This is a genomic window from Mucilaginibacter roseus, from assembly GCF_021215455.1.
GTDB lineage: Bacteria > Bacteroidota > Bacteroidia > Sphingobacteriales > Sphingobacteriaceae > Mucilaginibacter > Mucilaginibacter roseus.
Genome location: NZ_JAJPWV010000003.1, coordinates 278154 through 300355, shown reverse-complemented (window position 1 = coordinate 300355; position 22202 = coordinate 278154). Strand labels below are relative to the sequence as shown.

Annotated in this window: 19 protein-coding genes; 12 read left to right on the top strand and 7 right to left on the bottom strand. The window is 44.6% G+C overall.

Annotated features, from left to right (window positions below):
- Positions 1-2 precede the first annotated feature (2 nt).
- The gene (locus tag LT679_RS10425) at positions 3-374 is read left to right on the top strand and encodes a response regulator (RefSeq protein ID WP_232177484.1); all 372 of its coding nucleotides are present in this window, start codon (positions 3-5) and stop codon (positions 372-374) included.
- A gap of 3 nt (positions 375-377) precedes the next feature.
- Here the strand turns inward: LT679_RS10425 and LT679_RS10420 are convergent, their stop codons facing one another.
- From LT679_RS10420 to LT679_RS10410, 3 genes are read right to left on the bottom strand one after another with little or no spacing between them, the layout of a single operon-like run.
- Positions 378-1625, bottom strand: coding sequence for an arsenic transporter (locus tag LT679_RS10420; RefSeq protein WP_232177481.1), 1248 nt, complete (start codon positions 1623-1625; stop codon positions 378-380).
- A gap of 3 nt (positions 1626-1628) precedes the next feature.
- Complete coding sequence (locus LT679_RS10415) at positions 1629-2873, bottom strand: MFS transporter (RefSeq protein ID WP_232177479.1); 1245 nt, start codon at positions 2871-2873, stop codon at positions 1629-1631.
- A gap of 57 nt (positions 2874-2930) precedes the next feature.
- Positions 2931-3578, bottom strand: a complete 648-nt coding sequence (locus LT679_RS10410) for a flavin reductase family protein (RefSeq protein ID WP_232177477.1) — start codon at positions 3576-3578, stop codon at positions 2931-2933.
- A 168-nt stretch (positions 3579-3746) separates the two neighbouring features.
- On the opposite strand from LT679_RS10410, the gene LT679_RS10405 reads away from it, so the two are divergent.
- On the top strand, positions 3747-4820 hold the full coding sequence (locus tag LT679_RS10405) for a GNAT family N-acetyltransferase (protein WP_232177476.1): 1074 nt from the start codon (positions 3747-3749) through the stop codon (positions 4818-4820).
- Between the two features lie 46 nt (positions 4821-4866).
- Positions 4867-5583, top strand: a complete 717-nt coding sequence (locus LT679_RS10400) for a hypothetical protein (protein ID WP_232177475.1) — start codon at positions 4867-4869, stop codon at positions 5581-5583.
- A gap of 15 nt (positions 5584-5598) precedes the next feature.
- Here LT679_RS10400 and LT679_RS10395 read toward each other — a convergent pair whose 3' ends face one another.
- The 3 genes from LT679_RS10395 to LT679_RS10385 all read right to left on the bottom strand — a co-directional run bounded on the left by LT679_RS10395 (position 5599) and on the right by LT679_RS10385 (position 8287).
- On the bottom strand, positions 5599-6210 hold the full coding sequence (locus tag LT679_RS10395) for a DinB family protein (RefSeq protein ID WP_232177474.1): 612 nt from the start codon (positions 6208-6210) through the stop codon (positions 5599-5601).
- Positions 6211-6308: 98 nt separating this feature from the next.
- Positions 6309-7223: a helix-turn-helix domain-containing protein gene (locus LT679_RS10390; protein ID WP_232177472.1), complete on the bottom strand. Its 915-nt coding sequence runs from the start codon at positions 7221-7223 to the stop codon at positions 6309-6311.
- A gap of 62 nt (positions 7224-7285) precedes the next feature.
- On the bottom strand, positions 7286-8287 hold the full coding sequence (locus LT679_RS10385; RefSeq protein ID WP_232177470.1) for an aldo/keto reductase: 1002 nt from the start codon (positions 8285-8287) through the stop codon (positions 7286-7288).
- A 200-nt stretch (positions 8288-8487) separates the two neighbouring features.
- On the opposite strand from LT679_RS10385, the gene LT679_RS10380 reads away from it, so the two are divergent.
- From LT679_RS10380 to LT679_RS10355, 6 genes are all read left to right on the top strand, one after another.
- Positions 8488-9510, top strand: a complete 1023-nt coding sequence (locus LT679_RS10380; RefSeq protein WP_232177468.1) for a sensor histidine kinase — start codon at positions 8488-8490, stop codon at positions 9508-9510.
- Positions 9507-10268 (top strand): LytR/AlgR family response regulator transcription factor, encoded by a 762-nt coding sequence (locus tag LT679_RS10375; RefSeq protein WP_232177467.1) that lies wholly within the window; start codon positions 9507-9509, stop codon positions 10266-10268. Before LT679_RS10380 ends, LT679_RS10375 begins: the two co-directional genes overlap by 4 nt.
- A gap of 195 nt (positions 10269-10463) precedes the next feature.
- Positions 10464-11801 carry a TolC family protein gene (locus LT679_RS10370; RefSeq protein WP_232177465.1) on the top strand — a complete coding sequence of 446 codons (1338 nt, stop codon included), beginning with the start codon at positions 10464-10466 and terminating at the stop codon, positions 11799-11801.
- 5 nt (positions 11802-11806) lie between these two features.
- On the top strand, positions 11807-12865 hold the full coding sequence (locus tag LT679_RS10365) for an efflux RND transporter periplasmic adaptor subunit (RefSeq protein WP_232177463.1): 1059 nt from the start codon (positions 11807-11809) through the stop codon (positions 12863-12865).
- Between the two features lie 10 nt (positions 12866-12875).
- Entirely contained in the window at positions 12876-16001 is a 3126-nt protein-coding gene (locus LT679_RS10360) for an efflux RND transporter permease subunit (RefSeq protein WP_232177461.1), read from the top strand.
- 94 nt (positions 16002-16095) lie between these two features.
- Positions 16096-17118, top strand: coding sequence for a DUF6268 family outer membrane beta-barrel protein (locus LT679_RS10355; protein WP_232177459.1), 1023 nt, complete (start codon positions 16096-16098; stop codon positions 17116-17118).
- 52 nt (positions 17119-17170) lie between these two features.
- On the opposite strand, the gene LT679_RS10350 is transcribed toward LT679_RS10355, so the two are convergent.
- Positions 17171-18427, bottom strand: a complete 1257-nt coding sequence (locus LT679_RS10350; RefSeq protein ID WP_232177458.1) for a hypothetical protein — start codon at positions 18425-18427, stop codon at positions 17171-17173.
- Positions 18428-18608: 181 nt separating this feature from the next.
- On the opposite strand from LT679_RS10350, the gene LT679_RS10345 reads away from it, so the two are divergent.
- From LT679_RS10345 to LT679_RS10335, 3 genes are all read left to right on the top strand, one after another.
- Positions 18609-19475, top strand: a complete 867-nt coding sequence (locus tag LT679_RS10345; RefSeq protein ID WP_232177457.1) for a helix-turn-helix domain-containing protein — start codon at positions 18609-18611, stop codon at positions 19473-19475.
- Between the two features lie 207 nt (positions 19476-19682).
- Positions 19683-20591, top strand: a complete 909-nt coding sequence (locus LT679_RS10340; RefSeq protein WP_232177456.1) for an alpha/beta fold hydrolase — start codon at positions 19683-19685, stop codon at positions 20589-20591.
- Between the two features lie 282 nt (positions 20592-20873).
- Positions 20874-22175 carry a DEAD/DEAH box helicase gene (locus LT679_RS10335; RefSeq protein ID WP_232177455.1) on the top strand — a complete coding sequence of 434 codons (1302 nt, stop codon included), beginning with the start codon at positions 20874-20876 and terminating at the stop codon, positions 22173-22175.
- Positions 22176-22202: the final 27 nt, after the last annotated feature.

Sequence of the window (22202 nt, the reverse complement as noted above, 5' to 3'; positions counted from 1 at the left end):
CTATGAAAAGAAAGATACTTATTTGTGACGATGACGAAGGCATTCTCGAAATGCTGGAGATGGTGCTCGATGCGGAAGATTACGATGTAACTACTGAACAAAACAGTTTAAAAATGTTTGACAGGATGGCGCAAGTGCAGCCCGATATGCTGATACTTGACTTGTGGATGCCCGTACTGTCAGGTGATCAGATCACAGCTAAGGTGCGTTCAACGCCTGCATATCAACATTTGCCCATCCTCATTATATCGGCAAGCAGGGATGGCGCTGAAATTGCCAAAAATGCCGGGGCGAGCGCTTACCTGGCCAAACCTTTTGATATAGGTGATTTTATGGACGCGGTAGAAAAGCTGGACACCCAATCAGCCGCGTAATTATTAAATATAAGGTAGTAGTAATAGCACGACCAGCATGGGTATCAACATCACCGCCAGCCCTATCTTTAAAAACTGAACGGCGCTTACGGTAATACCTTCGCGGCGCAGTGCTTGCAGCCACAGTATGGTGGCGAGTGAGCCGGTTACTGACAGGTTTGGCCCCAGGTCGATACCGATCAGCATAGCTTTTCTTACCACGTCTGGTATTACGGCCGTTTGTGCAATTTCGCCTACTATTAACCCGGCTGGTAAGTTGTTCATTAAGTTACAGGCAATGCCGATTATCCCGCCGGTGGCAATTGCAGTGTTGTTAACGTTTTGCTTAGCGGCGTTTGCAAGCATTGTGGCGAGGTGATGCGTAATGCCGGTCTGCGTAAGCCCCTCAACTATTATAAACAGTCCGGCCACTAATATTAACACGCTCCAGGATACGTGGCCGAACGCTTTCAGGATTGATTTTTTAGCGATCAGGCTGATAATTGCTGTACATAAAAAGCCAGTAATAAAGGTAGGCCAGCCAAGCGGAACCGAATAAGCCGAGCAGATAAGCAAAACAAATACCGTAAATATAATGCTGTACAAAGCCAGTTTGCCCGTTGTGCTCAAGGTAACTACCGGGATATCGGTGCTAAATTTCTCAGACAATGCCTTGCGTTGAGATATCTTCAGGATAAAATAGGTCAGAACTATAACTATAGCTGCCGGCAACAAAAATTGCGCGAACCAGTTGCCCAACGACGGTAACTGGGTTTGATATATGACCAGGTTTGCCGGGTTGGATATAGGTAATACAAATGATGCCGCGTTGGCAATAAAAGCACAAATCAACAGGTAAGGCAAATTATTTTTTACGCCTGCCGCGCGTGTTGCGGCTATCACGGCAGGGGTTAAAACCACCGCGGTGGCATCATTTGATAATAATGCGGTTACTATTATACCCGACAAAAAGATCAATAAAAATAAATGGTGTGCCGAACCTCGCGAGGCTTTTACCGCATGGCCTGCAATCCAGTCAAATAACTTCTCTTCACGGGCTGCTTCTGAGAGCAACATCATTCCGGCTAAAAACAAGTAAACATCGGTGCCTTTTTCAACTCCGGCTGCAGCTGTTTCAAAGCTGATAAACCCGAAACCTAACAGCAGCAAAGCGCCGCCTATAGCCCAAACAGCTTCAGGTAATTTAAACGGCCTGATGATTACCCCGGCGATAGCCAATAATGAAATAAGCCAGATAAAGTAGTTGTTCATGCTTTATTGCAGATGATCCTGATCGCAAACATAGCCCAGTGTTTTGTGATAATAAAGCCAAATGATGATGGATACAGTTGCAAAGCTGCCCAACACCATGAATGCCGGTTGAAAGCCCATGCCCTGTGCCAGCCAGCCGCCTATAGCCGGGCTTAATGCCGCGCCAATGCCCTGCACCGTCATCACCGCTCCCTGGCCTACATTTATACGTCCGGTTCCGTTAAGTATTTGAGCCACCAGGCCCGGTACGGCAACGCTTTGTAAGCCTGCGCCAATACCATCCAACGCCTGAACGGGGTAAATACCAATGTGATAGTTTAGGTACGCGGCTACCACACCCCGTATTGGCAGGGCAATGAATGATAACAGCAACACCAGCCAATAGCCATTTTTATCGGCCATGCGCATGGCTATTATTGATGCGCCTATCATTACCAGTTGGGCAATAACAATGGTCATGGCAACAAACATGGAGGCATTGCCGTGCCCCTGGCTGGCTGCGCCAATGCCGTATAGCGGCAGCATAGCGCCGTTACCCAGGTGAAAGCAAGCCAGAGCCGCCGCCAGCAATAATAGCGGCCTGCATTCAATCAGCGTTTTAAAGCTGTTGGCGCCGGTTTGGGTATCGCCCTCTTTCATTCCACGGGCGGCACGGTCATCTATAGCTGACGCAGGTATCAGGCTTACAGATATGATAGAGATAAGTCCGAAAAATGCCGATAGATAAAATATGGCAGGCATACCATACATCATACCCAAATAGCCTGAAAGGCCGGCCCCAACCATATTGCCCGCATGGTTCCATGCCTGGTTGCGCCCGTTTTGCCGGTTAAACCCTTTTTGATGGACCAGCCCAAGGGTAATGGCCATTACCGCGGGTACTATGGCCGCCCCGGCAATAGCGGTAGCTACCTGCGATAGGCCTACCACCCAAAAGTTTTGCGATAGTAATATTACAGACGAAGCTAATACCGTGCAGATACCCGGTATAATTACGAACAGTTTTTTATGCCGGGTTTGATCAATAAGCGCGCCCGCGGGTATGGTTACTAATACCCCGGCTACCCCGCCTAAGGTCATTACCGTACCGATGGGGCCGCTTTTCCATTGATGCGCCAATAGAAATATGCCAAGAAACGGGCCGATGCCTGCCTGCATATCCGCCATAAAAAAATTCAGGGCCTCTAATGAAGCCCTGAAACTCATAACCTTTGATTTTGATGAGTGCGGAACGGCTAAATCTGACATCGGACGTATCTAAAAACAGAATAACCCATTTGTATCAAAAATGTTGCAACTTGTGGGTTATTTCTCATCAAAATTTAATGTTTGCGGAGTAGTGCCGGGCTTGGCATAGGTAAGCCTTTCTAAAAGTTGAGGTAGCAGGTAGCTGTCGAGCCCGGAGCCCGCAACCGTTTTGGCGGTGACATGGTCAATGCTGCCGTCAGGTTGGATTACATTATCGTCAACCAAAATATTTGTTATTCTACCGATTACAATAGTTGTTCCGTTAAGTGTTATATCTATTATTTCTGCGCGCTCCAAGGCAATCTTTATGGCCGATTCAGCTACAAAAGGCGGTTTAATGCCTTCATGATAATGAGTAGTGAACCCACATTCATTAAATTCAGAAATACCTGACGGATAACTCGCGCTGGTTTGGTGTGCATTGCGATAGCTATCAGCCTGTACGTTGCTTAAAGTGTATTGGCCAACAGCTTTAATATTACTCAAACTATCATTATGTGGCCGTTGCGGACGGATAACCATACCCAGAAGCGGCGGGTTTGAACCCATATGGAATACCGAACTTACAATGCATAAATTAGGCTTGCCCTCGCTGCTGATGGTTCCTAAAAGGTTAAGCGGTTTGTAGCCGCTAATGCTGTTCATCAGCGCGGTGCGGTAGGGTTTGTCCATATCCGCTATTTGTTGGGCATCGATTATCTTCATGTTTTACACTTTATTTCATCTGGCTGTTCAATTACTTCGCTGATGATATTTAAAGGCTGAACAACTTCGCGACTGGCAATGTTTGTTCAGTATATGGCTATAGGTGATGATAATAAAAGGTTGCATGCGTTAAATTTGTAAGCATATAAGCAATCAGCAGATTATATAATGGATAACATAACGATTACCAGGGCAACCCCGGATGATATACGTACTTTACAGCAAATAGGCCGGCAAACGTTCGAAGAAACTTTTACTGATAGTAACAGCAAAGAAGTCATTGCCAGATACCTTGATAAGAGCTTTGCCATAGATAAGCTTATGCTGGAAATCAGCAATTCAGATTCTCAATTTTATTTTGCCATGCATGGCGGTGAGGTAATTGGGTATCTGAAACTAAACACCGGTAAAGCACAAACCGAACTTCAGGATGTTACCGCCCTGGAGATTGAGCGAATTTATGTTTTGGCGACTTATCATGGTAAAAAAGTAGGGCAACTGTTGTATAACAAAGCCATGCAGGTGGCTCATGACCTCAAATGCAATTACGTGTGGCTTGGCGTTTGGGAGCAAAACCCGCGAGCCATCCGCTTTTACGAAAAGACCGGCTTTGTGCCTTTTGATAAGCATATTTTCAGGTTAGGTGGCGAGGAGCAAACGGATATCATGATGAAGAAAGTTTTAAAAACGGATATCGGCCTGCAACCACTTCTTGAAAACGATAGGGTGATACTTTATCCTTTGAAAGAGGATGACTTTCAAACACTCTATCATGTAGCGGCAGACCCCGCAATATGGGCGCAGCATCCCAATAAAGACAGGTGGAAGGAAGATGTGTTCCGCAACTTTTTTGAAGGCGCTTTGCAAAGCGGTGGCGCATTTCGTATAGTTGATAAAGCTACCGGCGAAACTATAGGCAGTACCCGCTTTTATGATTATAGCGTAGAAGAGAGAAGCATATTTATTGGTTATACCTTTTACGCCACAGCTTATTGGGGCAAAGGGATAAACCTGCAGGTAAAGGCGCTGATGCTGGATTATGCATTTCAGTTTGCCGATAGCGTATTCTTTCACATCGGTGCACAAAACCTGCGTTCTCAAATAGCCATTGGCCGCCTCGGCGCTGTTAAAACCGGAGAGCAGGAAGTATGTTACTTTGGTGAAGCGCCAAAACAAAACTTTGTTTATTGCATTACCAAGACAGAGTGGTTTGCTAAAAAAGGGGGAGCTCAACGCGCATAGCTGCTCGTTATCAGAAAGGCCAAATGGTATTGTTAGAATGATGAAAATGTTAAAACTTGTTACCGTATGTTCATTGCTTATGTGCGCTGTTGCCTGCAAGCAAAAAACTGATAAAAAGACAAGCAGTGCCGCCGACACCATAACCAAACAAGATTCGACACCCAAAGAGACGGTAAACCAGCAGCCAAAATACATTAACGCCAGGTTTCTGAACTATAATGACGACGGAGATTACTTTATCCTATTAGCACAACATGCCGATAGTTCGATCTCTTTTATTAATGATGATGGAGACCGGAGCCTGAACCGCGGCGACTCCATTGAAGTTTTGTGGAAAGATGATAACATTACGATGGCTGGCGACGATGAAATCCCCGTTCCGGCCAAACGGATCATTTCGATCCGGAAAATTGCTGACGGCCCTGTAACCCTTTTCAAAAAAAGTTATGGCCGGCAAATAAAATATACCTGGGCGCCCGAGGAAAGCTTTTCTGAATACTACCTCGACAAAATTTATAAGTTGGTAGAGTATTACCTGGCTACCACTAAAACGGAGCTATTGCTTCGCTCTATAAAAGCGAAAGAGGCTATAAACTATTCCCTCGAATCGCAGGAACGAGAAGGTAGGCAATACACCATGATTGGCATTGCCGTACCTGGCACCAACGGCAGCAACATAGTGCAATGGCTTTACGTTGATGACGAAACCAGTCAGCTGTTTGAATATGATCTCGGCAACGATAAACTCATTCCGGTGAAATAGCGCTTTAACCTCTTTTTATTTCTTGGGAAAAGCCTGGTTTGCTATCACTTCTTTAATTTGTGAAGTATGGCGTTTGCTATGCGCAGCTATCAATAATATTAGCTGTTGCGCATCAAAAGTGCCTAAAGGCAGAGTTGATACGTGATTGCGTAAATTATCCGCGGAAGCACTTTGTATAAAGGTTATCAGCTTCTCTCGGTTCTCTTTAAAGGCAGCCAGCGCCTCCGGTACTGTTTTGTACGGCGAGTTAGCGGGCTCGAGCGCGGCAAATGTTTTTGCTTTGTGAGAACGGTCTTCCACCGCTTTAACCAGCGCCGAGTCTGTTCCTTTTATCTTTGCTCTTAACTCCGGGTTGGCAGGTGCTTTCAATGCCCCATCCACCATCGCCCACAGCTCTTTCTCTGAAGCGGCAATATGCTTTATGCATTCTTCAATACTCCAGGTGCTGCTGTCGGGTTTAAAGCTAAGTTGGGCTTTGCTTAAGCCTTTAACAGAGTTGAGTACATCTGCTTCGGTTTGTTTTAAATAATTAACTGCAAAAGTTTTGTCTTTTGATGCGTTGGGTTGCGCCAGGCATGCAAACGTGCATAACCATAAGAGCGACAGGAAGGTGATGGTGCTTTTCATATATCAAACATACACCATATTAACAACCGGCGTGAGGTGTTAACAGGACGAGTTGCAGGGTGAATTGTGACAGGCGCGGTCATGTTAACAACACGAATTTAGTTAAGCGACTGGCGGTAAACCAGCGGTGTTTTATCTGTTTTGCGCCTGAAGAGTTTGTTGAATGATTGCGGATAGTCAAAGCCCAGCATATAGGCTATCTCTGCAACGGTGAGGTCGCTGCTGCTAAGTAAGGTTTTGGCCTTTTCAAGCAAATGATCCTGGATGTATTGCTGCGCGCTGCGGCCCGAAACGCTTCTGAGCAGGTCGCTCAGGTATTTAGGGGAGCGGTTAAGCCTTTCGGCCAGGTAGGCAACGGTTGGTACACCCTGCGCAACAAGCAGGTCGTCATCATTAAAATAGGCGTTTAATAAATTCTCAACTTCGCTAACCAGATGATGGTGTGCTGTTTTGCGTGTTTGAAATTGCCGTAGATAAAAACGCTGGCTATAGTGAAGCAGCAATTCCAGTTGCGAAATGAGTACTTCATTAGTCAGCCCATCAATAGCTGTTTGCAGTTCCTGCCGGATGTTATTGGCTATGCCATTCATCAGCGTTTCTTCCTTTTCCGAAAGAAAAAGCGCCTCATTAATGGCATACGAGAAAAAGGTGTAGCTCTCAATTTTTCGAGCAAGCGGATGGCCTTTCAAAAAATCGGGATGAAAAGCAACGCACCAGCCTTCAAGCCGGTGATTTTCAGGTACAGAGGCCACTATTTGCCCCGGTGCAAAAAAGGACATCAGTCCTTCATCATAATCATAATAGCCCTGGCCGTATTTCACCTTGCCCTGCACCTTTTTTTTAAGTGAAATACAGTAAACATTCAGCATTAATGTGCGGAAACGTTTGTCGGGATTGTGCCTGACATCTTCCATCCGGAAAACGTCAATCAGCGGATGTGCGGGTGCGGGTAATGAGAGTACGCGGCGGTGATCGGTAATGGAATTAACCTCGTATGGCTTATGATGATCCATGTACTGTAAATTTAGATAATAAACCGCAGGATGTTCATAAATACATCCTGCGGAAAAAATAATTATTTATCGATGTTGTTCATTGAGTTGGCATCATAACGGTCGCCGGTGCTTGTACCTAATGGTACAATTGATTCCAATCGGTCAATCTCCTGACTGCTTAAAACGATTTCGGCAGCGGCAATGTTTTGCTCAATGTATTTAACGCGCTTGGTGCCGGGTATGGGTACGTGTCCCTTTGCCAGTACCCAGGCAATGGCCAGTTGCGATGGCGTTACATTCTTCTCGCTTGCCATCTCATTAATGGCATTTACCAGCTCCAGGTTTTTGTAGAATTGATCGCCCTGGAAACGCGGTATGTTTCTGCGGAAATCATCAGCAGCGAAATCATCCGGGCTTTTCAGGTCGCCGGTTAAAAAGCCCCTGCCAAGTGGTGAATAGGCGACCAGGCTGATGCCCAGCTCGGCTAAGGTATTCGTAATGCCGGCTTCCTCAACATCACGCTCAAATAATGAATATTCTGTTTGTACCGCTGTTAGTGGGTGCACCGCGTGTGCCTTGCGTATAGTGGCTGATGACACTTCGGATAGGCCGATGTATTTTACTTTTCCCTCTTTAACCAACTCAGCCATGGCTTCAACTGTTTCCTCAATAGGTGTGTTCGGATCAAGGCGGTGCAGGTAATACAGGTCAATGTAATCCGTATTCAGATTTTTAAGTGAACGTTCAGCCGCTTTTTTAACGTAAGCCTTTGATCCGTTATAATTCCAGGTTAATTGGCTGTTGTCATCAATCTCAAATCCAAATTTAGTGGCAATTATATATTTGTCCCGCTCGCCGTTAATAGCTTTGGCAATCAGCCTTTCGTTTAGTTCAGGTCCGTACAGATCGGCTGTATCTAAAAAGTTTCCGCCCAATTCAAAGGAGCGGTGTATAGTCGCAATGGCTTCGGCCTCGTCGGCTTTTCCGTAAATATCCCAGCCATTCATCGAGGTCATGCCCATGCAACCCAAGCCTATTTGTGGTACTACCAGTCCCTGGCTGCCCAAATTAACTGTTTTCATATTTGTATTTGTTTAGGTTACAAAGTTCCGTCATCGTTCAGGCTTCAGCGTGTCCATAAAGCGGAATGTAGTGTCCAACACGACGGAAAACGAAGGGGGGTAAAGTATCATCATTGCAATCGCTGTCCATTTCATTACCTTATTTGTCCATAATAAGCCGGGTAATGGCTGTAGGTTTGGAATTATAATATCTTTACCCGATGTTCAAAAGCTACTTTTTCAAATGGTACTTTATCCTCACCGGAGTGCTGACCAGTGCAACCTTGCTGGCACTGCTGCTTCGTAATGAGCGACTGTACGAGGTGCGCTGGTGGGAATATCTGCTGTATGTGTGTCAGCTTGGCTTAACGCTTTTGGTTTGTTGGCTTATACAAGGTTACTTTTTGCTTAATGAGCACAACTGGCTTAATACACGGTTTAAGCATGTTGTAGGTATATTTTTGGCTTCGTTAGTTACGGTCGTTTTCGCATATATCTATTACCTGATTTTTCCTTTAAACAGACTTAATGATACCCAGGTTGGTTATGATAACGTATCTGATTTTGCTATACATTACATAGGGGCTTTTCTGGCCAGCCTGATATCATACGTAGTATTTTACAGCGTATACACCAACAGCGCGCTGCAAAATACACGCCTTCAAAACGAAATATTGGAGCAGGCGCATTTGCGTGCGCAGCTACTATCGCTGCAACAGCAAATCAGTCCGCACTTTCTTTTCAACTCCCTCAGCACGCTTAAAACCTTAACAAGCGAACAACCAACCAAGGATTATATTATACAGCTATCGGCAGTTTACCGGTATGTGCTTAATTACAATCGCCACTACTTAACACCGCTTAAAGAGGAGCTGAGTTTTATACGTTCATACCTTTACATCATGACAACCCGGTACGAAGAATCGTTACAGGTAAGTATAAACGTTCCGGATGAGTTTTTGGAAATGATGATACCACCACTGTCTGTACAGTTGTTGATTGAGAACGCCATCAAGCATAACTCAGTATCACCTGAGCGCCCCCTGCAAATTAATATACAGGCAAATAATACGCCCGCACTCATTATCACCAATAACCTGCAGCTCAAAAAAGTGCCTGAAGAGGGTACCGGTACCGGCATTAATAATATAAGCGAACGCTATAAACTGCTGATGCAAAAAACTGTTGAGGTTAGTAAGGATAGCGAACAATTTAGCGTGACTTTACCGCTGATGAGAGCATGAAAGTAATTATAATTGAAGATGAGATAAAAACAGCCCGTGAGCTGGAGCGTATGCTGCAAAATCTGGATGATGCCATACAGGTAGAAGCTACGCTTACTTCGGTTGCGGCGGCTATTGCCTGGTTAAAGGGCAATCCGGCGCCTGAGCTTATTTTTTCGGACATTCAGTTGGGTGATGGTTTGAGCTTCGAGATATTCAGGGAAGTGAAAACCGAGGCGCCGGTGATTTTTTGCACCGCTTTTGATGAGTATGCCATCCGTGCCTTTGAATCAAACAGTATTGACTACCTGTTAAAACCGGTTGAAGAGGAAACACTGGCCCGCAGCCTCGAAAAATATAATCGTTTTAAAGAGCATTTAATTGCCAGCGCAGCATACACGCAAAACCTGAACCGGGTGCTTAATCAAATGGATCCGGCGTACAAGCAGAACCTGTTAGTACATTACCGCGATCAGATTATTCCCATAAAGGTCTCGGATATCCATTTCATCTATGCTTCCGGCAGATCGGTACAGATTTATGTAGGTAATGATAAAAGCTACCCGGTGCAATATACTATTGAACAGCTTGAGCTAATGCTTAACCCGGCACAATTTTTCAGGGCCAACCGGCAGTTTATCATCAACCGTAATACGGTGCAAAATATTGAGCATTACTTTAACCGTAAGTTGTACGTGGTGTCGCAAATTACCCCGCCCGAAAAGATTATCATCGGCAAAGTAAAGGCGCAGTCATTCCTGAAATGGATTGAACAATAGGGTATTGTAAGCGTCCTATGCTAAAAAAGAACAAAACTGAAAGCGCCCCGGCATTGTAGTAATTCATGGTGTCCATTTCATTTACGTTTTTGTCCATTTCATTCGCCCAAAAGCAGTTCTACAAAAAAAGGCGATAGTTTTGCAGCAAAATGTTAAAGAATGCCCGCACAGGCAGGCACTTGTAATTGACGCAGCATGACGAAAAAAAATATTTTACTCGCTTTAATCTGCCTTTTGCCATTACAGCTGCTTGCGCAGCAGTTATGGAGTTTAAAAGAATGCCTTGATTATGGTTTGAAAAACAACCGGAGTAACACCGTTTACGAAAACGAAAAAAGGGCCGCCGATGCACAGGCCAAAGAAGCACTGGCCGACTACCTCCCCAAGGTAAGTGTTACAGGTACCCTGGATGATAACCTGAAGGTGCAGCAATCCATCATCCCGGCAGGCATATTTGGCCCGGAGCCACTGCGTGTAGCTTTCACACAAAAGTATAATGCCAATGGTGTTGCGCAGCTCGATCAAACTATTTACGATCAATCACTGCTTACGGGCTTAAAGGCTAATAAATTTAACCGGCAGCAAGCCGAGCTAAACCTGCAGCAAAATCAGGAAGTGATCATTTTCAATATCAGCAACGCCTACTATCAGATATTTGTATATCGCGAGCAGTTGCGTTTGCTGCGGGAGAATTTGCAAACTTACCGTAAACAGATGGATATTACCGGCTTGCAAGTTCAAAAAGGCGTCACCTTGAAAAAAGATCTTGATAAGGTAACGGTTAATTACAACAATGCAGTTTCGCAGATACGGGTAGCTGAGAGCAGCCTGACCTTGTCTGAAAATCAGCTGAAGTATAATATGGGTTATCCAATTAATAGCCAGCTTTTAATTGATTCTACTAACCGCGCGGATATTGCTGTTCCGTCAAATATAAATGCAAACAGTCAGCAATTCGCCGCTACTAATCGTACGGATTATCGCCTCTCGGAGATCAACGCCAAATTGCTTGATATTGATCAGCAGCGTATAAAGGCCGGCGCATTGCCTAAGCTTACCGGTTATGCCCGTTATGGTGCCGTGGGCTTCGGTAGTTCGCTCGGCCCTGCTTTAACCGATCTTAATCCTTATTCGGCAATCGGTTTGAAGTTGACTATCCCGCTGTTTGATTTTTTTAAACGCAACGCGCAGGTATCGCAGGCAAAATATAAAAGCCTGAACGCGGCCGAAAACTTGAAATTGGATGAAGGTAAATACCAGTTAGAATATGAAAATGCCCGAACTAAGTTGGTTAAAGCGCAAAGTAACCTGGAAAGCGACAAACGTAATATTGAACTGGCGCAATCGGTGTTTCGCACAACCGACCTGCAATTTCAAAAAGGAGTTACCGACCTTACCGATTGGCTGAATGCGCAAAACTCCATAAAAGAAGCACAAAACAACTACCTCAATTCGCTATACAGCTTTTACCAGGCGCGCCTGGACATGGAGAAAGCCGGCGGCACTTTAAAAACCTTTTACAACGGACTATAACCTATATGAAACGTAAATATATCATCGGCCTTATTGTAATTATCCTGTTAGCACTAATTGTTTTCAGGCTGGCATCAAATAAAAAGGCACTTAACGAGAAAAACAAACCTGTTCAGGATAGCGTGGTGCGCATACCGGTAAAAGTAGCGCAGGCTAAAGAACAGTTGCAAGCAATAAATCTGGTTAAGACAGGTTCGTTGGCACCTTTTAAGGAGGCTCAGGTACTATCAACTACCAACGGTACTATACAGCAGTTGCGGTTTAATTTGGGCGATCATGTTACCGAAGGACAAGTATTGGCCGTGATGGATACCCGTATCGCGCAGCTCGATTTGCAAAAAGCGCAAAGCAACGCGGCTAAACTACGCCGCGACCTCGAAACTTATACCGAACTGTTACAGGGGCAGGCCGCAACGCAGGAAAAGGTGAATGAAATAAACCAGAATTACCTTGATGCGGCCAACCAGGTAAGCCAGATAAAAAAGCAAATTGCCGATGCAGCCGTAAAGGCGCCAACCAGCGGTACCATTTCTGAAAAACTGGTAGAGCAAGGGGTATATGCCAATACCGGTACGCAGATAGCAACAATCGTTAACCTGTCGCAAGCGAAGGTGCAGATAAATCTTACCGAGGCCGAGGTATACCAGGTAAAGCAAGGACAAACCGTTAAGATCAGTACAGATGTTAATCCGGATAATGTATTTATGGGTAAGATCACTTTTATAAGTCCGCAGGCGGATGAAACGCATAACTATCGGGTTGAAGTTACCGCTGCAAACAACGAAAGCAATCCGCTCCGTTCGGGTACGTTTGTTACTGCTGATTTTTCAAGAAAAACCACCCAAAATGTATTGTTCGTTCCGCGGGACGCAATTGTGCAAAGTGTAAAAGATGCATCAGTATATGTAGTGGAAAACAATGTAGCGCATTTGAAACCAGTTCGCACAGGTATCGAACAAAACGGTATGATACAGATCATGAGCGGTATTAAAGCCGGTGAAACCGTTGTTACATCCGGACAAATTAATTTAAAGGACGGCTCTCCAGTGTCTATCTCAAAATAATACAGTAACCATGTCAATAACAGAAATTGCCGTTAAGCGGCCCCTGCTAATCATCGTAATATTCACGGTGCTGTTTATATTTGGTGCGCGGTCATACTTTAGCCTTAACTACAACCTGCTACCTAAAATAGAGGTGCCAACGGTATCGGTGAGTACAATATATCCCGGTGCAGCGGCGGCTGAGGTGGAAACATCCGTAACTAAAAAACTGGAAGACGCTTTTTCATCAGTAGAAGGTTTGGATAAAATAAACTCTACCTCTCAGGAAGGATTTTCAAGCGTAGTTATACAACTAAAGGCCGGTACAGATATAGATCAGGCCGAGCGGAACATTCAGCGCAAGGCGGATCAGATACAGAACGACCTGCCTGATAATGTTGACAAACCGATTGTAAATAAAATAAACCTGGAAGATGCGCCGGTTATTAAAGCCGGGGTTACATCTAAGCAATCACCTAAGGAGCTTTATGATTTTGTTGATAAACAACTGCTGCCATTGCTGCAAAACGTAGCCGGGGTAGGGCAGGTTAATATCATTGGCGGCGATGAGCGGGAAATACAGGTTAACATCGATCAGGATAAAATGAAGGCTTATGGCCTGGGTATAGCGCAATTAACCAATGCCATTAACAATGCCAACCAGTCGTTTCCGGCGGGCAGTATTGAAACGCAGAACGAGCAGCAATCCATCCGTTTTGATGCCAACGTAACCACAACCGAGCAGATCCGTAACGTTATTGTGCAGCAGCGGCCGGGGGGCGGTAGCGTTTATGTAAGGGATGTTGCCGAGGTGGTAGATGCTACTTCAAAAACTACTGCCATAAACCACATCAACGGCATACCGTCTATCGGCGTGCAGATCATTAAGCAAACCGATGCCAACGCGGTGGATGTGAGCGAGCTGGTAAAAGAGGAATTTGCACAGATTGAGGCGCAATACAAAAACGCCGGTTTGAAATTTACGGTGTCTTCTGATCAAAGTGTTTATACCCTCAAATCTGCCGATGCGGTAATGGAAGACCTGGGGCTTGCCGTAGTAATAGTAGGCATTGTGATGCTTGCGTTTCTGCATAGTTTCCGTAGTTCCATGTTCGTGCTGGTGGCACTGCCATCGTCAATCATCCCCACCTTTATCGCCATGTACGCCCTGGGCTTTTCGCTTAACTTGATGACGTTGATGGCCATGTCGCTTGTGGTAGGTATTTTGGTTGACGACTCTATTGTAGTGCTCGAAAATATTTATCGTCACCTCGAAATGGGTTCGGATAAAGAAAAGGCCGCGCTTGAGGGCCGCTCTGAAATTGGCTTTACAGCGTTGGCTATTACCCTGGTTGACGTGGTGGTGTTCCTGCCCATCTCTTTTGCCGGTGGTATTATAGGCTCGTTGCTGCAGGAGTTTTCGCTGGTAGTCGTTTTTTCAACGCTGATGAGTTTGTTTGTGTCTTTCACCGTAACGCCCATGCTTGCCGCCAAATTTGGTAAGGTAGAGGAATTGAATAGGAAAACTTTATGGGGACGGCTGAATTTAGGTTTCGAACATTTTATAGATGTGCTGAAAGAGGACTATGCCAAGCTGCTAAAAGTTGTTTTGGTAAAAAAGCGCTGGTTGTTATCGGGCGTTATTGTTTTGATTATCGGTTCCATAGCTTTGGTGCCTGCCGGTTTTATCGGCGCGGCGTTCATTCCATCTGCTGACCAGGGCGAACTGCTTATTAACCTGGAACTTGCGCCGTCAGCATCAATTTATCAAACCAACATGGTTACACAGGAGGCTGAAAAGATGATTATGAAGCAGCCGGAAGTTACCCGTGTTTTCTCGAGCATTGGTTTTATAAGCGGTAGTGTGGCCGGTACATCAAACAACAGCAACCTGGCCGAAATTACGGTAACCATGGTCGACAAGAAAGAGCGTAACGTTACCGCCGAGGAGTTTGGCGGCATTCTGCAAAAAAAGCTAAGCGCGGTTATCCCAGGGGTAAAAGTTACTTCGGCGCCAACATCAATTACCGGCGGGCCTAACCAGGCGCCTATCCAGATCGCTGTTAAGGGTGTCGACCTAAAAAAGGTAAGGCAAGTGGCTGAAGATTATAAACAGATTGTGGCCACGGTACCGGGTACCCGCTTTGTTCAGCTTTCCGTTAAAGATCAGAAACCCCAGGTGGAGGTAAACCTGAACCGCGATAAAATGACCCTGTTAGGGATAGATGCCAGCCAGGTAGGTACGGCGTTACAAAACGCTTTCTCAGGTAATGATAACAGTAAGTTTAAGGAAGCAGGCAACGAGTACGACATTCTGATTAGTTTGGATAAATACGATCGCTCTGATATTAACAACGTGCGCAACCTGGCATTTACCAACGCTAATGGGCAAACATTTGTGCTAAGCCAGTTTGCTGATGTTAAAGAAGGCTTGGGTGAGAGCGCGCTCCAGCGTATCGACCGGCTGGGCTCAATCACCGTAAATTCCTACGTGGCCGGCAGGCCGTCGGGCTCAGTTACGGATGATATTAAGAAAAAATTAACACAGGTGAAATTGCCGGAGGGAGTATCAGTAGAATTTTTAGGTGATGCCAAAAATCAGGCTGATGCCTTTGGAAGCTTGTTTTTTGCATTGGGTGTTGCCATTGTATTGGTTTACCTCATCATGGTAGCCTTGTATGAAAATGCTGTTTATCCTTTCGTAGTATTATTCTCTATACCGGTTGCATTGGTAGGGGCTTTATTGGCGCTTGCGCTCACCATGCAAACCCTAAATATATTCTCACTGATTGGTGTTATTATGCTGTTGGGTTTGGTTGCTAAAAACGCCATCCTGATTGTGGATTTTACCAACCAGCTTAAAGCGGAAGGCCGCCCGGTTAAAGAAGCCTTGATAGAGGCCGGTAAAGAACGTTTGCGACCAATATTGATGACCACCCTGGCCATGATTTTAGGTATGCTGCCCATTGCCATAGCCAGCGGTGCCGGTGCCGAAATTAAGAACGGCATGGCCTGGGTTATCATAGGCGGCCTTACCAGCTCCATGATTCTTACGCTTTTTGTTGTACCGGCTATGTACCTCATCATAGAAAACCTTTTGCTTCGGTTTAAAAAGAAGAAACCTGATAACGGGCAATTGCTTTTAGAAGCCCACTAAGTAACAATTAATATAACCAGCTAATGCATGTGCCTGCGGAACACCCGCAGGCCTGCACATGGCCGCGCTTTGACCTTTTTTTGCCATACTCACAATGAAAACTCAATCCTTTCTACACATCATTTTCGCCTGTCTCATTTTTAAATCATCCCTTGCGCAATTGCCTAAAGAGGTGGCAATGAAACGGAAGATCGACTCGATAAAACTCGCGGCTTTGGGCGATTATGCCACCAAATATCCGATGTTAAGGCAGGGGGCGTTCGCGGTAGATATGATCGGCAGCCGGCGGGTAAAGGGCGAACTTAACGGCAGCAATCTGTTTGAAGGAAAAACCAATATTACCAGAATACGCTCGAATTTCAATATCCCGCTTGCACAGTTTGGTAAAAACGTAGTTGCCGGAACCATCAGCTACCAACAAATTAATTTTACAACGAGAGATGTTAAAAGCTATCAGCCTGATTTCGCTGCGGTTGATCAAAGCCTGACCAAGCAGACCGTTGGCTTTACCGTATCATTCACCCGGTTAGATAGTTTGTTTAATCGCCCTATCAGCTATTCAGGCAGTTTGTCGGGGTTGACTAATGAGTTTTCTTCAATTAAAAGGCTCAATTACATTGGCAACGTAGTGTATTCGGTGAGCAGAACGCCTACATCATCCTGGGCTGTTGGTCTTGCGGTGGTCATCGATCCATCGTCGGTTGCGCCGGTGGTACCTTTTGTAAGTTACTGGCATCATTACAAGAACAGTAACCTCGATTTGTTTATTGATATGCCAAGCCGTGTTGCGCTCAGAAAACAACTGTCCAGAAAAAGCTGGGCATCCATGGGCAGCGAGCTGGGCGGTAACCTCTATTTTTTTGACCTAGAGCAGGCATCACTGCCACAAAATGCAATTTACTCTACTATCGACTTGCGAACAGGCTTGACATTGGAATATATGCTAACAAGAAAACTGGTTATTGGCATCAGCGGCGGAATGTACACCCTGGCCCGCTCTACCATGTTTGAGCATGACGCTAAAACCAGCGATTACTTTTTCAGAACTAACGGCGGAACGGTCCCTTACCTGACCGTAAGTATGTCGCTTTTGCCTTTTCTTAAAAGCTGGAAATAACAACGCAAATGCGCACTTATCGTGAAGGAGTCAACTAACTATTATAGATATTCTATTGATCAACCACTGTCATAGCGAGGGCTTGACTGCTTTTGGGCCCTGCCAGTCTACTGATCTTGCCGTTAAGCCAGTAAACTGCTTCATAGTCATATAACGAATTGCTAAGATAGCGTACCCCAACCATGTGGAGATCGTCACCGCTAATTGCAATTTTAATAACTGACGATTGGTCTGACACTATTGTTTTAACCCCGTTTTTCCAATAAGCACCATTGTTTGCATCCGGTGCGCCTGTATAAACGTCGCCATTTTTTACCGCTATGGTATTAAAACCGACGTTATTCCTTGATTCATTTGGCTGGGCGTATTTTTGGCTGTTTTTCCAGTAGGTCAGATCTTCTAAGAAGCCGGAAGAACCCGACAAGTAGAAGTTGCCGTCTTTTACAATGGCTTGTGAAATATAGTTGGTTTGAGGGGATTGGAATACTTTGTAAAGGCTGCCGTCGCTGTTCCAGATTACCGGAAACTGGGTTTGCTCGTTTGCGGCGGTACCGCAGATGTAAATTTTACTTTCATCGACGGCCAGAACAGTAGGTTGAAGCTTATCCCGGTCTGTACAACACCCAAAAGGCCGTTCTAAATTGAGTAGTTGCCCGTTTTTCCAAACAACATTAACATATGTTTCTAACGGAGTAGGGTTAATTAGCAAGCCCGTTACAATTACATCATTCCCTACTGCTGCAATTGCTCTTGTGTTCGCTGCACCGCCAGGCAGGCGCACAAGCTTTCCGTTTTTCCAGTAAGCCGCAGTACCGTAACTGCCTTCGTTAATTGTTGCGCTTATGTATAGGTCATCGCCTGTCGCAAATATATCTGACGCTATCGCTCGCGGTTCCAATTGATTGAGTTCGCCGTTTTTCCAAAATACAGGAATGTAACCTTCAGAATCGTAAACATAGCCGCTAATGTAAACGTTAGGCATTATTGTGAAGATTGTTTTAATCGTTCCGGGTTCATATTTGTCATTACCTTGCTGTGAAGCAGTAATCTCAACCGTACCGGCTTTTTTTATTTGTATGCTTTTACCCTTTATTACAGCAACAGAAGTGTCGCTACTGGTATAAGTTATTTCAGTAGGATTATTTGTTTCGGGAGCCGGTATTTCAAAGTCAGGACTTCTGACATATCTTGGCTCAATTGAAAAAGTAGACAAATGTGTCTGCGTTTTATCTGGTTTAGGATTGTTTTTTTTGCAAGAGTAGAAAAGTATGGATACGATTAATAACAAGAAAGCTATACCTTGACGCATGTAGTGATATGGTTTAGAATTTCAAGCAGTAAATATAACATAATTATCTCCCGATTTTAATTCGCTCTGTTGCCTAATAATACTTTCAGGGAATGTGATTTTTTGAGGTCGGGAGCCATCGTAATAGAGTTAGTTTATATTATTTGCTGATGATTGCATAATGTAGATAAAGGTAAAAGAAATGACAAATAACATTTTTGACGAAAGCCTTAAAACAATAGGCATGTTACATGTTGACCATGACAGCTTAAACGTTATTAACTCCGATGCTTACAAATCCTATATTAAGGTGATGTACCTGCCGGGAGGATGTAAGATCAAGGTTGATTTTGATGTTTATCAAACAGATGGTCCGGCGTTGTTTTTTATCGGTCCCAATCAGGTGCTTCAAATAGAGGGACTTTGCCCGCAGCCCGGCTATTTCATTTTTTATAACCGCGATTTTTATTGCATACAAATTCATGATGATGAGGTAGCCTGTGATGGCTTGTTATACAACAATATCAACAATATGCCGATGACGGCCGTGCCGGAGCAGGAGGCAACTTTTATTGATTATTTGTTCAAACAAATTGAGGCGGAATTTATATTAAAAGACGCATCGCAGGAAGAGATGCTGCGTACCTATTTAAAACAGTTGCTCATAAAATCAACAAGATTATGGAAACAGCAGCACCTTGACGGGGTACTAACGGATAAGAGCAACGACCCGGATGCATTTCGCCGGTTTACGCAATTGGTGGAGGCAAATTATAAACAAAAACACACCGTTGCAGATTATGCCGATATGATGCTGGTTGCGCCCAAAACGCTTACACACAAATTTAAACGAATGGGTTTGCCACAACCCGGCGAAGTGATCAAAAACAGGATTATACTTGAAGCGAAAAGGCTGTTAGTACACACCGCGATGACAGCAAAAGAGATTGCCTATGAATTAGGTTATGATGACCCGGCATACTTTAGCCGTTTATTTTTTATAAAGAGCGGCGAATCGCCTTCGGGTTTCAGGGCTAAGTATCTTGGTCAGGCTAATATTTATGCATAAGCTCACATTAAACCGGTAAAAGGAAATTTAAAACGATTGCTTATCAATCGGCATCGATTATTGAAAAATATGTAGAAAGGGAAAAAAGTACAATACACTCAGCGATATGTGCATTCCGCAGGTTGTGGTTTGTGGGCACCTTTGTAATGTCAAACAACAACAAATAATAATAATAACGACATAACAAACAGTAAAAAACTCACAACAATGAAAACACTAATCACAACCATCGCCCTGGCCATCACAATGATCATCAGCCAAAACGTAAACGCCCAAATTAAAAGAGCACCGGCATCAGCAGGCAGGGCGGAATACGTAGAGGTAGAAAAAAATGTGAAACTGCATATAACCGACCTGGGCGAAGGGCAGCCAATTGTACTGATCCACGGCTGGCCGCTGAATGATGCCATGTACGAGTATCAGTACCAATACCTGGTTAAAAAAGGTTTTCGTGTAATTGGTATCTCGCTGCGCGGCTTCGGTAAATCAGACAGGCCTTATGGCAAATACGACTTCGACACCTTTTCAGACGATATAAAAGTAGTACTGGAAAAGCTAAAGATAGAAAAAGCGGTACTGGGTGGATTCTCCATGGGGGGTGCAGTGGTAACCCATTATGCAGCCAAGTATAATGGTGCTCACATCAGCAAACTTGCCTTGTTTGGCGCAGCAGCACCATCATGGAAACAACGTGCTGACTATCCTTACGGCATTACAGACGAGGGTGCGGCAGGCCTGATTAAAACCATTGAAACCAACAGGCAGCAACTGATAGAAGGCTTTGGTAAAGGCTTTGGTGCAACCGAGACCAGCCTTTCAGGCCCAACTGCCAACTGGCTTGCCAGCATCAGCGCGGATGCTTCACCTTATGCTACCGCACAAGCCATAACCGCATTGCGCAACCTTGACCTTCGCCCGGCACTGGGTAAGATTACAATACCGGTAGCCATATTTCACGGCACTCAAGATAAACTGTGTGACTTTGTATTTGCCGAGCAACTGCACAAAGGCTTAAAAAATTCATACATCGTAAAATTTGAAAAAAGCGGCCACGCCCTGTTTGTGGAAGAGATGGACAAATTCAATACCGAACTCGAAAAATTCGCCAGATCATAATTCACCAAATTGGTTTTGCTTAATTACACAGGCAAGTAATATAATTTGATACTTATAAAGCTCTTCAGAAAAACCTGGAGGGCTTTATTTATTAATACCAAACTCCACTTTCAGTATTTTGGTAGCTGATGCTGAATAGCGTACGGCTTTAGCAGTACTTTCTCGGGGCATAATGACAACCAAAGGGTAAAAGGTCTTTCAAACCAATTCAGGCTTAAGCTAATTAATCCGCATTAAAAAAGATAAATTTGTCGAGCCTTTTAGTGGTGGTAAATTTAAGATATGACGTGGTCAGATAAATTCAAGTTAAAAAAAGGGTTAATACAATCTTTAAACGAAGCTGGCTTCGCAGCTCCTAAAGAAATTCAGCAAAAAACATTGGCACGTATCAACGGTGGCCAGGACATAATAGCCGTAGGCCCGGAGGGCTGCGGCAAAACAACCACTTACGTATTAGCCACGCTAAATAAGTTTAACTACATGCCCGATGGTGTGCCTAAAGTATTAATACTGGTGCCCGATAAAGAAAAGGTAGAAGCAGTTACCGCTAAAATTGATCAGCTTAATAAAAACAAAACGCTGTCCGTTGTGCCTTTATTTGCCACCCCGGGTTATGAAGCTCAGATGGACGCTATGGCTGATGGTGCCGATATTGTGGTTGCAACACCTGACAGGGCGCGTGCTATTTATCTTAAGCTTGGCCTTGATTTAAATAAGATAGAGTTATTGGTTATTGACGACGCCGATTTGATTGTTAAGCAAGGCCTACAACTGCCGGTTACTGAACTGGCGGATAGCATATCCAGATGCCAGCACCTTGTTTTTACCGAAGTGCTGCATGAACGCTTAAACAAAATGACAGCGCCCTTTATGAAGCAGCCCGCTGTTATTGAAGTTGAAGAAATAGGACAGCCGCAGTTTAACACCCTGCCCCAGATATTATACCTGCTACCCAACTTTGGCACAAAAGTAAATTTGTTGAACCTGTTTATGCAGGATGAGGATGTATTTACCAAAGTGGTGTTGTTTGTAAATACCCGCCCAACAGCCGAGAAAATATACAAAAGCCTGAACGGCCGCAGTAGCATAGCTGCTTTGCTAAACTCGTGGCATTTTGAGATGGATAGCTTTACATCGCTGGAAGAGTTTAAAAATTCAGCAACCCGCATGCTGATTGTGGTTAATGATGGTGAGCAGCAATTGGACTTGACAGACATCCCGTTCCTGATTCATTTTGAATTGCCGATTGAAAAGGAAACATATATCCAAAGGATGATCAGCGATTCGCAGGATGTTGAAAACGAAACCATAGCCATAACGTTCGCTACGGATATTGAACTGACGACTGTTAAAAAAATTGAGCAAGCTACCGGGCAAAAAATTGCATTAGGCGAGTTGCCCGGGGATCTGATTATTGAAAAGGAGCGCAAGGCTGCTGCTTCTTCCGAAGAAAAAGTCGCCCGGGCTACGGCAGACGATGACACCCGGGGAGGTGCTTTTCACGAAAAGAAAGCCAGCAACGCAAAAACTTACAACTATAGGGCAGGCTTAAAGGCTAAGATGAACAAAAAGAAAAAGCATTAATACTTTTAATGCACTATATCGGCTGGC

Excerpts from the sequence above, each read along its gene's own strand:
- LT679_RS10425 (WP_232177484.1), top strand. The coding sequence starts at position 3 with ATGAAAAGAAAGATACTTATTTGTGACGATGACGAAGGCATTCTCGAA.
- LT679_RS10420 (WP_232177481.1), bottom strand. The coding sequence starts at position 1,625 with ATGAACAACTACTTTATCTGGCTTATTTCATTATTGGCTATCGCCGGG.
- LT679_RS10415 (WP_232177479.1), bottom strand. The coding sequence starts at position 2,873 with ATGTCAGATTTAGCCGTTCCGCACTCATCAAAATCAAAGGTTATGAGT.
- LT679_RS10410 (WP_232177477.1), bottom strand. The coding sequence starts at position 3,578 with ATGAAGATAATCGATGCCCAACAAATAGCGGATATGGACAAACCCTAC.
- LT679_RS10405 (WP_232177476.1), top strand. The coding sequence starts at position 3,747 with ATGGATAACATAACGATTACCAGGGCAACCCCGGATGATATACGTACT.
- LT679_RS10400 (WP_232177475.1), top strand. The coding sequence starts at position 4,867 with ATGTTAAAACTTGTTACCGTATGTTCATTGCTTATGTGCGCTGTTGCC.
- LT679_RS10395 (WP_232177474.1), bottom strand. The coding sequence starts at position 6,210 with ATGAAAAGCACCATCACCTTCCTGTCGCTCTTATGGTTATGCACGTTT.
- LT679_RS10390 (WP_232177472.1), bottom strand. The coding sequence starts at position 7,223 with ATGGATCATCATAAGCCATACGAGGTTAATTCCATTACCGATCACCGC.
- LT679_RS10385 (WP_232177470.1), bottom strand. The coding sequence starts at position 8,287 with ATGAAAACAGTTAATTTGGGCAGCCAGGGACTGGTAGTACCACAAATA.
- LT679_RS10380 (WP_232177468.1), top strand. The coding sequence starts at position 8,488 with ATGTTCAAAAGCTACTTTTTCAAATGGTACTTTATCCTCACCGGAGTG.
- LT679_RS10375 (WP_232177467.1), top strand. The coding sequence starts at position 9,507 with ATGAAAGTAATTATAATTGAAGATGAGATAAAAACAGCCCGTGAGCTG.
- LT679_RS10370 (WP_232177465.1), top strand. The coding sequence starts at position 10,464 with ATGACGAAAAAAAATATTTTACTCGCTTTAATCTGCCTTTTGCCATTA.
- LT679_RS10365 (WP_232177463.1), top strand. The coding sequence starts at position 11,807 with ATGAAACGTAAATATATCATCGGCCTTATTGTAATTATCCTGTTAGCA.
- LT679_RS10360 (WP_232177461.1), top strand. The coding sequence starts at position 12,876 with ATGTCAATAACAGAAATTGCCGTTAAGCGGCCCCTGCTAATCATCGTA.
- LT679_RS10355 (WP_232177459.1), top strand. The coding sequence starts at position 16,096 with ATGAAAACTCAATCCTTTCTACACATCATTTTCGCCTGTCTCATTTTT.
- LT679_RS10350 (WP_232177458.1), bottom strand. The coding sequence starts at position 18,427 with ATGCGTCAAGGTATAGCTTTCTTGTTATTAATCGTATCCATACTTTTC.
- LT679_RS10345 (WP_232177457.1), top strand. The coding sequence starts at position 18,609 with ATGACAAATAACATTTTTGACGAAAGCCTTAAAACAATAGGCATGTTA.
- LT679_RS10340 (WP_232177456.1), top strand. The coding sequence starts at position 19,683 with ATGAAAACACTAATCACAACCATCGCCCTGGCCATCACAATGATCATC.
- LT679_RS10335 (WP_232177455.1), top strand. The coding sequence starts at position 20,874 with ATGACGTGGTCAGATAAATTCAAGTTAAAAAAAGGGTTAATACAATCT.